This is a genomic window from Candidatus Methylomirabilis sp. (assembly GCA_036000645.1).
Classification (GTDB): domain Bacteria; phylum Methylomirabilota; class Methylomirabilia; order Methylomirabilales; family JACPAU01; genus JACPAU01.
On record DASYVA010000141.1, the window covers coordinates 1 to 1,599 of the forward strand.

Annotated in this window: 3 protein-coding genes; 1 reads left to right on the forward strand and 2 read right to left on the reverse strand. The window is 68.8% G+C overall.

Annotated features, from left to right (window positions below):
* On the forward strand, positions 1 to 353 hold a 353-nt coding region (locus VGT06_07945; protein ID HEV8663053.1), incomplete at its 5' end, for a hypothetical protein.
* 196 nt (positions 354 to 549) lie between these two features.
* On the opposite strand, the gene VGT06_07950 is transcribed toward VGT06_07945, so the two are convergent.
* Positions 550 to 1,410, reverse strand: a complete 861-nt coding sequence (locus VGT06_07950; protein HEV8663054.1) for an ABC transporter permease — start codon at positions 1,408 to 1,410, stop codon at positions 550 to 552.
* A partial coding sequence (locus tag VGT06_07955) for an ABC transporter permease (GenBank protein ID HEV8663055.1) occupies positions 1,407 to 1,599 on the reverse strand: 193 nt, incomplete at its 5' end. The genes VGT06_07950 and VGT06_07955, both read right to left, overlap by 4 nt.

A 1,599-nucleotide genomic window follows, 5' to 3' on the forward strand; every position in this document is an offset into this window, starting at 1 on the left:
TGTGCGTGCTGTCGGCGCTGGGCATTGGCACCGTCCTGCTCGCCATGAGACCGGAGGCCCAATTCTACGGTGGCCTCTCCGGCGTTGCCACGGGAGCGATCATCTACCTCGCCCTCCACGGGCTCCGAGAACCCGCACCATGGCGGTGGATCTGTGCCGGGGTCCTTCTTCTCACGGTAGGCAAGGTCCTCGTGGAATCCCTGGCCGGCTGGTCTCTCATCGGGGCGACAGGCAGCGTTCCCTTCGTGCCGCTCCCCCTGAGCCACGTCGTGGGCGGATTGAGCGCCGCGTTACTCTTCTGGTGGTCCCGCGCCAGAGACGCGCGTCAGGAATGCGGGAGCCGGCCCGCGTAGCAATGGAGCCGAGTCTCTCGCTTCGCCCGCCAGATCAGCCTCGGGTCCCCCGCACTGCTTCATCAGCCGGACGGTAGGGCGCCAGCGCGCGCCTCGGCCCGACCCCGGTCCTGCCCCTCCTGCCGCCTCCTCGCCTGGTCCAGCACGATGGGCTCGGCGTCATCCTTCCGGTGAGCCTCCGCGCGGGCCGGCGCCCTCAGGGCCGCTTCCCCTCGAAGCCGCTGAAGACCCCGATGAGCCCGATCCCGGCCGAGCTCACCATCAACACGAGGCTCACCGCATTGATGACCGGGGTGGAGCCGTCCCGCAGGCTGATGAACATCGTGATGGGAAGCGTCGCGTCGGAGCCGACCAGGAAGAGGGTCGTGTTGAAGTTCTCGAAGGACATCAGGAACGCCACGGCTCCCGCGCCGAGGAGGGCCGGCCGGAGGAACCGGAGGGTCACCGTCCAGATCGCCACGCCCCGGGACGCCCCCAGGTTGAGCGCCGCCTCCTCCAGGGTCCGGTCGAACTTGCGCAGGCGGGCGCCGATGATCAGCGTGGCGAGGGTCGTGATGAAGGAGAACTGCCCCAGGACCACCAGCGGGAGACCCGGCCGCAGCGCTTCCACCTCCGCTCCCGTCCAGCCCTCGACGGCCGAGGCGACCGTGCTGGAGAAGAGGAGGATCGAGATCCCCAGGATGACCCCCGGGATGACGAGCGGGGTCAGCGCCAGGGCGTACAGGGCCTGCTTGAAGGGGAACTCCTCCTGCTCGAAGAGGAAGGCGTTGCAGGTCCCGACCGCGACCGACAGGCCGGCCACGCAGAGAGCCACCTGGGTGGACGTGACCATCCCGCGGAGCAGCCCCTGGTCGTGCCACAGGCCGATCCGGCGGGGACCCGGCGCGAGGAACCAATCCAGGGTGAACCCCTCCCAGGGCAGAGCCGGGAACAGGCTGTCGTTGAAGGCCAGCACCGCGACCACCACCAGCGGGGCGAACAGGGAGACGAAGAAGGCCCCCACGTAGGCCGTGTAGAGGCGGCGGGCGTAAGGCGGCTGGGGGATGGAGGGGATCATCGCTGCTGGACGGCGCCCGCCAGCGTCTGGCCGGTCAGCTTGAGCCCGATCCAGACGATCGCGGACGACAGGATCAACAGGAGGAAGCCGAAGGCCGCCCCCTGCTCCCAATTGAACCGGATGATGAACTGGTTGTAGATCTGCTCCGTGAACCAGAGGCTTTCCTTTCCCCCGAGCAGCGTCGGCGTC

What these genes read in the sequence shown, in the direction of transcription:
- VGT06_07950 (HEV8663054.1), bottom strand. Translation starts at nt 1,410, where the DNA reads ATGATCCCCTCCATCCCCCAGCCGCCTTACGCCCGCCGCCTCTACACG.